Source organism: Cupriavidus neocaledonicus (assembly GCF_000372525.1).
Taxonomy (GTDB): Bacteria; Pseudomonadota; Gammaproteobacteria; order Burkholderiales; family Burkholderiaceae; genus Cupriavidus; species Cupriavidus neocaledonicus.
This window is the reverse complement of sequence record NZ_AQUR01000037.1, coordinates 1-6761: the sequence shown is the minus strand read 5'-3', so window position 1 is coordinate 6761 and position 6761 is coordinate 1. Positions and strand designations below refer to the sequence as shown.

Here is a 6761-nt window from a genome sequence, read left to right as displayed (position 1 = left end):
CAGTACGAGCACCAGGGCCACCCGTACTACGCCAGCGCGCGGCTGTGGGACGACGGCGTGATCGACCCCGCGCAGACGCGCACGGTGCTGGGGCTNGGCCTGTCGGCCAGCCTCAATGCGCCGATCGACGAGATGAAGTTCGGCGTGTTCCGCATGTAAGCATGTAATTCCCGCCGACCTGATATTGCCTGATTGCCGATGCGCCGCGCCGCCCGCCTGCTTCACCGCCTTGCCCTGGCCACGGTGCTTGCCGTGCTGGCACCGCTGTGCGGCCATGCGCAGATGGCGGACGGCAACGGCCAGTCGGCGGCGCGCGTGCGCTTCCAGGAGCAGGTGGTGATGCTGCCCAAGGCTGCGATCCCGTCGCGCATCGACCTGGAGGCCACGGTGTTCAAGCCGGCCGGCGCCGGGCCGTTTCCGCTGGTGGTGATCAACCACGGCAAGGCGCCGGGCCGGCCCGGCATGCAGGGACGCGCGCGCTTCCCGGCGCAGAGCGTAGAGTTCCTGCGCCGCGGCTACGCGGTGGTGCTGCCGATGCGGCAGGGCTTTGCGCGCTCGGGCGGCGCCTATGTCGGCGGCAGCTGCGATATCGAGACCAACGGCATGATGCAGGCCGACGATGTCGTCGCCACGCTCGACTACATGGCGACGCAGCCCTATGTCGACATGGAACGCATCGTCGTGATCGGCCAGTCGCACGGCGGCCTGACCACCATGGCGTTCAGCACCATCGCCTATCCCGGCGTGCGCGGCGTGGTCAACTTTGCCGGCGGGCTGCGCAACCTGAACTGCCCGGACTGGGAAGAGCGCCTGGTCGATGCCTTCGCCAGCTACGGCAGCTTGGCGCGCTACCCCTCGCTGTGGGTCTATGGCGACAATGACAGCTACTGGCCGGTGCCCTTGCCCGGCCGCATGTTCAACGCCTTCAAGGCGCGCGCCAGCGGTCCCGCGGCGCAGGCCCGGCTGGTCGACGTGGGCGAGTTCGGCGCCGACTCGCATCGCCTGTTCAGCGCGCGCGAAGGCATCCCGGTGTGGCTGCCGGAGGTGGGCGAGTTCTTCCGCTCGCTGGGGCTGCCCTTCGATCCGGGCACCTGAGCCGCACCTTCCCTAGCCGCTATATGCGCCATATCCGCCAACGGAGCGAACCATGGAATTCACTGCCCTGACCGTCAATATCGCCAACCACGTCGCCACCGTCACGCTGAACCGGCCCGACGTGCGCAACGCCTTCAACGAGACCGTGATCGCCGAGCTGACCGGCGCCTTCCGCGCGCTGGGCGACATGGACGAGGTGCGCGCCATCGTGCTGGCCGGCAGCGGCCCGGCCTTCTGCGCCGGCGCCGACCTGAACTGGATGAAGAAGATGGCCGGCTACTCCGACGACCAGAACCGCGCCGATGCGCTGACGCTGGCGCAGATGCTGCACACCATCTGGTCGTGCCCGCGCCCGGTGATCGCGCGCATCCAGGGCGACACCTATGCCGGCGGCATGGGGCTGGTGGCCGCGTGCGATATCGCGGTCGCGGCCGAGCATGCGCATTTCTGCCTGTCCGAGGCGCGCCTGGGACTGCTGCCCGCCACCATCAGCCCGTACGTGATCCGCGCCATGGGCGAGCAGGCCGCACGCCGCTACTTCATCACCGCCGAACGCTTCGACGCGGCCGAGGCGCTGCGCCTGGGCCTGCTGCATGCGGTGGTGCCGGCCGAGGCGCTCGACGCCAAGGTCGCGGAGCTGACCGCCGCGCTGGTGGCCAACAGTCCCAACGCCGTGCGCGAAAGCAAGCGACTGGTGCAGGACATCGCCGGGCGCGTGATCGACAACGACCTGCTGGCGGATACGGCCGACCGCATCGCGAAGATCCGCGCGTCGGAAGAGGGGCGCGAAGGGGTGAAGTCGTTCCTGGAGAAGCGCACGCCGTCGTGGCGGCCGGCCTGAGTTCAAATAAAGCCTGCGTGCGGTTGCGTGGAGATGGCGGCACGCTGGCCGCAAGCGCCGCCCTTCTTGCCGGCAACGTTCGCCAAATCCCTTCAAAGCTGCGCTAACGGGAAAATTCCTGCGGCATTGCCAAGCCGCCGGAGTCCTCCCTACCATGACCCTCCCAATCCGTCCGCGACCATCGCGCCGACCGGCCCTGCCGGCGGCGCCAGCGCGGACGGCCAACCAAGGAGGGCTATCTTGGACCACCTGTCCCTTTCCCCAGGCAGCGGCGCGGCCGGCCTCGGCGAGCGCAGCCGCGCCGCCGTCTGGCATCCGTGCACGCGCCTGCGTCCAGACGATGACGCCGTGCCGCTGGCGATCGTGCGCGGCGAAGGCCCATGGCTGCACGATGCCGACGGCCAGCGCTACTTCGACGCCACCAGCTCCTGGTGGGTCAACCTGTTCGGCCATGCCAACCCGCGCATCAATGCCGCGCTGGCAAGCCAGCTCGAGACGCTCGAGCATGTGATGCTCGCGGGCTGCACGCATGCGCCCGCGGTGGAGCTGGCCGAGCGCCTGGCGGCGCTGACCGGCGGCGCGCTCGGCAACGTCTTCTACGCCTCGGACGGCGCCTCGGCGGTCGAGATCGCGCTGAAGATGAGCTTCCACTTCTGGCGCAACACCGGCCTGCCGGCCAAGCGCGAGTTCGTCTGCCTGCGCCACGGCTACCACGGCGAAACCGTGGGCGCGCTCGCTGTCACCGACGTGGAGATCTTCCGCGACGCCTACGACGCGCTGATCCGCCGCGCCCATGTGGTGATGTCGCCCGATGCGCGGCAGGCCCGGCGCGGCGAGTCCGCCGCCGACGTGGCGGCGCGCGCGCTGGCGGAGCTGGAAACGCTGCTGCGCGAGCGCGCCGGCGCCATTGCCGCGCTGATCGTCGAGCCGCTGGTGCAGGGCGCCGCCGGCATGGCGATGCATGACCCGTGCTACCTCGACGGCGTGCGCGCGCTGTGCGACCGTTATCGCGTCCACCTGATCGCCGACGAGATCGCGGTGGGGTGCGGCCGCACCGGTACCTTCTTCGCGTGGGAACAGTCGCGCGGCACCGAGGCGCCGCTGCCCGCGCATGCGTGGCCGGATTTCCTGTGCCTGTCCAAGGGCATCAGCGGCGGCTACCTGCCGCTGTCGCTGGTGCTGTCGCGCCCGGAGATCCAGCGCGCCTTCGTTGCCGACGAGCTCGCGCGCAGCTTCCTGCATTCGCACTCGTACACCGGCAACCCGCTCGCCTGCCGCGCGGCGCTGGCCACGCTCGACCTGTTCGCGCAGGACGAGGTGCTGGCCCGCAACCGCGAGCGCGCGCAGTGGCTGGCCGACGGCATGGCCGCGCTGTCCACCGACGCGCGCGTGCGGCATGTGCGCCAGCGTGGCCTGATCTGGGCCGCCGATGTCCGTGACGACGTTGCCGGCGCCGGCTTCGCCGCGCGCTTCCACCATGCCGCGTGCGCGCGCGAGCTGCTGGTGCGCCCGATCGGCAATACGCTCTACGTGATGCCGCCCTACGTCTTCGATGCCGCGCAGGCGCGCTGGCTGGGCCAGCAGATGCTGGCCACGCTCGACGACGTGAGCGCGCCTGTCACCGCAAGCAAGGAGGTGCTCCATGCTGCTTGAACAACTGCGCCAGGCCGCGGAACAGCGCCATGCACTGGCGCTGACGCGCCGCCGCCGCGTCGCGCACACCGCCTGCGCGCCGCACCAGGCCGTGGGCGAGGACGGCACCGAGCCGGAATCGCTGCTGACCTTCTGCAGCAACGACTACCTGGGGCTGGCCAACCACCCCGGCGTGGTCGCCGCGCTGGTGGAAGGCGCGCAGCGCTACGGTGCCGGCAGCGGCGCCTCGCACCTGGTCAGCGGCCATTCGCTCGCGCACGCGCAGCTCGAGGACGAACTGGCGCGCTGGCTCGCGCCGCACATCGCGCAGGCGCGCTCGCTGTATTTCTGCACCGGCTACATGGCCAATATGGCCGTGCTGACCGCGCTGGGGACGGCCGGGGCGACGCTGTTCTGCGAGTCGCTCAACCATGCGTCCCTGATCGACGGCGCCCGGCTGGCGCGTGCCGAGGTGCAGCGCTACCCGCATTGCGACACCGCGGCGCTGGAAGCGCTGCTCGCCGCCAGCACCAGTGAACGCAAGCTGATCGTCACCGACAGCGTGTTCAGCATGGACGGCAACGTCGCGCCGCTGCGCCAGCTGCTGACGCTGGCCGAGCGTCATGACGCGTGGATCGTCGTCGACGATGCCCACGGCTTCGGCGTGCTCGGCGAGCAGGGGCATGGCGTGCTGGAAGCGCTCGGCCTGTCGTCCGAACGCTTCATCTACATCGGCACGCTCGGCAAGGCGGCCGGCGTCGCGGGCGCCTTCGTCGCCGCGCACGAGACCATCATCGAGCACCTGGTCAACACCGCGCGGCCGTATATCTACACCACCGCCGCGCCGCCCGCGGTCGCGCACGCGCTGCTGGCCAGCCTGGCGATCATCGAAGGTGAAGACGGTCGGCAGCGCCGGGCGCAACTGGCGCGCTGCATCGCGCTGCTGCGCGAAGGCCTGGCCCAGCTGGCCGCGATCGCGGGCTGGACCCTGGGCGACAGTCAGACCGCGGTGCAGCCGCTGATCGTCGGCGACAACGGTGCCGCGCTGGCGCTGTCGGCCACGCTGGAGGCCGACGGCATCCGCGTCGGCGCGATTCGTCCGCCGACCGTGCCGGAGGGCACCGCGCGGCTGCGCATCACGCTGTCGGCGGCGCACACCGAGGCCGATGTGCGGCGCCTGCTCGATGCGCTGAGCGCCGCGGTGGCGCAGCGGGAGGCCGCATGAGCCCGCACGCACCCGTCCCGCCCGTGGCACCGTTCGCCTGTTTCGTCACCGGCACCGACACCGGCGTCGGCAAGACCCACGCCAGCGCCACGCTGCTGCGTGCGCTCCATGGCGCCGGCTACCGCACCGCCGGCATGAAGCCGGTTGCCAGCGGCAGCGAATGGCGCGACGGCCACTGGCACAACGACGACGTGGCGCAGCTGCGCGCCGCCAGCTCGGTCGCGGTGCCGCTGGGCCAGACCTGCCCGTTCCTGCTGCGCACGCCGTGCTCGCCGCACCTGGCCGCCGCGCAGGAAGGGGTGCGCATCACGCGCGCGCCGATCCGCGCTGCCTTCGACGCGCTGCGCCGCCAGGCCGATGCCGTGGTGGTCGAGGGCGTGGGCGGCTTCAACGTGCCGCTCGACGCCGGCGCGGTGCGCTGGAACACCGCCGACCTCGCCGTGATGCTGAGCGTGCCGGTGGTGATGGTGGTCGGCATCCGGCTCGGCTGCCTGAACCATGCCGTGCTGACCGCCGAAGCCATCCGCGCGCGCGGCCTGCCGCTGGCCGGCTGGATCGCCAACCGGGTCGATCCCGACATGCTGCTGGCCGACGAGAACATCGCCACGCTGCACGCGTCGCTCGATGCGCCGTGCCTGGGCGAGCTGCCGTGGCAACTGGCGCCCGCCGCCGCCGCCGCCGCCGGCCGGCTCGAGCTTGCGCCGCTGCTGGCCGCCGCCTCCCGCTACCAGGCCGAGGCCGCCGGCCTGGCTGCCTGACAACAACAACATCTCATTGACCATGACCCAAGCCCACACCGTTACCACCATCTCCGCCGAATCGCTGCGCCAGAGCGCGCGCCAGCATGCCTTGCCCGACGACGCCAAATGGCGTGTCGATGACGTCGCCGCGCTGTTCGCGCTGCCGTTCAACGACCTGCTGTTCCGCGCCCAGCAGGTGCACCGCGAACACTTCGATGCCAACACCGTGCAGCTGTCGACGCTGCTGTCGATCAAGACCGGCGGCTGCGAGGAAGATTGCGGCTACTGTCCGCAGAGCGCGCACCACGATGCCGGCGTCAAGGCCGAGAAGCTGATGGCGCTGGAGGAAGTGCTGGACGCCGCGCGCGCGGCCAAGGCCAATGGCGCCACGCGTTTCTGCATGGGCGCCGCCTGGCGCAGCCCCAAGGACCGCCACCTCGAGCCGGTGATGGACATGGTGCGCGAGGTCAAGGCGATGGGCCTGGAGACCTGTGTCACGCTGGGCATGCTCAAGGCCGAGCAGGCGCAGCAACTGAAGGAGGCGGGGCTGGACTACTACAACCACAACCTCGATACCTCGCCCGAGTTCTACGGCAAGATCATCACCACGCGCACCTACCAGGACCGGCTCGACACCATCGGCCATGTGCGCGATGCCGGCATCAACGTCTGCTGCGGCGGCATCGTCGGCATGGGCGAGTCGCGCGAGGCGCGCGCGGGCCTGATCGCGCAACTGGCCAATATGGACCCGTATCCGGAATCGGTGCCGATCAACAACCTGGTGCAGGTCGAGGGCACGCCGCTGGCCGGCACCGAGGCGCTGGACCCGTTCGAGTTCGTGCGCACCATCGCGGTGGCGCGCATCACCATGCCGCAGGCGATGGTGCGGCTGTCGGCCGGCCGCGAGGCCATGGACGAAGCGTTGCAGGCCCTGTGCTTCATGGCTGGCGCCAATTCGATCTTCTACGGCGAAAAGCTGCTGACCACCGGCAATCCGCAGGCTGACCGCGACCGCGCGCTGCTGGCCCGCCTCGACATCCGCGCCGAGGGTTACGCGGGATGATGTGACAGGAAAGTGCCCGCTGGACGGCGCGCCGCCGTAATATCCCGGTTAGGGGATAACAAGGAGGGCGCATGTTCAACAAGATCCTGATCGCCAACCGCGGTGAAATCGCCTGCCGCGTGGCCGCCACCTGCCGCCGGCTGGGCATCCGCACCGTCGCGGTGT

General features: G+C 70.6%; 7 protein-coding genes. All 7 read left to right on the top strand.

All coding sequences use genetic code 11. The features are described from left to right. The first annotated feature begins 198 nt into the window (after nt 1-198). Complete coding sequence (locus A3AG_RS0100470; RefSeq protein ID WP_018003689.1) at nt 199-1095, top strand: dienelactone hydrolase family protein; 897 nt, start codon at nt 199-201, stop codon at nt 1093-1095. Nucleotides 1096-1147: 52 nt separating this feature from the next. Then, nucleotides 1148-1936, top strand: coding sequence for an enoyl-CoA hydratase/isomerase family protein (locus A3AG_RS0100465; protein WP_018003688.1), 789 nt, complete (start codon nt 1148-1150; stop codon nt 1934-1936). 240 nt (nt 1937-2176) lie between these two features. After that, nucleotides 2177-3589: an adenosylmethionine--8-amino-7-oxononanoate transaminase gene (gene bioA / locus A3AG_RS0100460; RefSeq protein ID WP_018003687.1), complete on the top strand. Its 1413-nt coding sequence runs from the start codon at nt 2177-2179 to the stop codon at nt 3587-3589. Next, on the top strand, nt 3579-4793 hold the full coding sequence (bioF, locus tag A3AG_RS0100455) for an 8-amino-7-oxononanoate synthase (protein WP_018003686.1): 1215 nt from the start codon (nt 3579-3581) through the stop codon (nt 4791-4793). Before bioA ends, bioF begins: the two co-directional genes overlap by 11 nt. Then, nucleotides 4790-5551, top strand: a complete 762-nt coding sequence (gene bioD, locus A3AG_RS0100450; RefSeq protein ID WP_018003685.1) for a dethiobiotin synthase — start codon at nt 4790-4792, stop codon at nt 5549-5551. The genes bioF and bioD overlap by 4 nt, the downstream gene beginning before the upstream one ends. A 22-nt stretch (nt 5552-5573) precedes the next feature. Further along, complete coding sequence (bioB, locus tag A3AG_RS0100445) at nt 5574-6596, top strand: biotin synthase BioB (protein WP_018003684.1); 1023 nt, start codon at nt 5574-5576, stop codon at nt 6594-6596. Between the two features lie 71 nt (nt 6597-6667). Then, nucleotides 6668-6761, top strand: a 94-nt coding sequence (locus tag A3AG_RS34790; protein WP_155892732.1) for a biotin carboxylase N-terminal domain-containing protein, incomplete at its 3' end; no start/stop codon positions are given.

Bases quoted from the DNA above. Each gene is read 5' to 3' on its own strand.
- A3AG_RS0100465 (WP_018003688.1), top strand. From the start codon at position 1,148: ATGGAATTCACTGCCCTGACCGTCAATATCGCCAACCACGTCGCCACC.
- bioD (WP_018003685.1), top strand. From the start codon at position 4,790: ATGAGCCCGCACGCACCCGTCCCGCCCGTGGCACCGTTCGCCTGTTTC.
- A3AG_RS0100470 (WP_018003689.1), top strand. From the start codon at position 199: ATGCGCCGCGCCGCCCGCCTGCTTCACCGCCTTGCCCTGGCCACGGTG.
- bioF (WP_018003686.1), top strand. From the start codon at position 3,579: ATGCTGCTTGAACAACTGCGCCAGGCCGCGGAACAGCGCCATGCACTG.
- bioB (WP_018003684.1), top strand. From the start codon at position 5,574: ATGACCCAAGCCCACACCGTTACCACCATCTCCGCCGAATCGCTGCGC.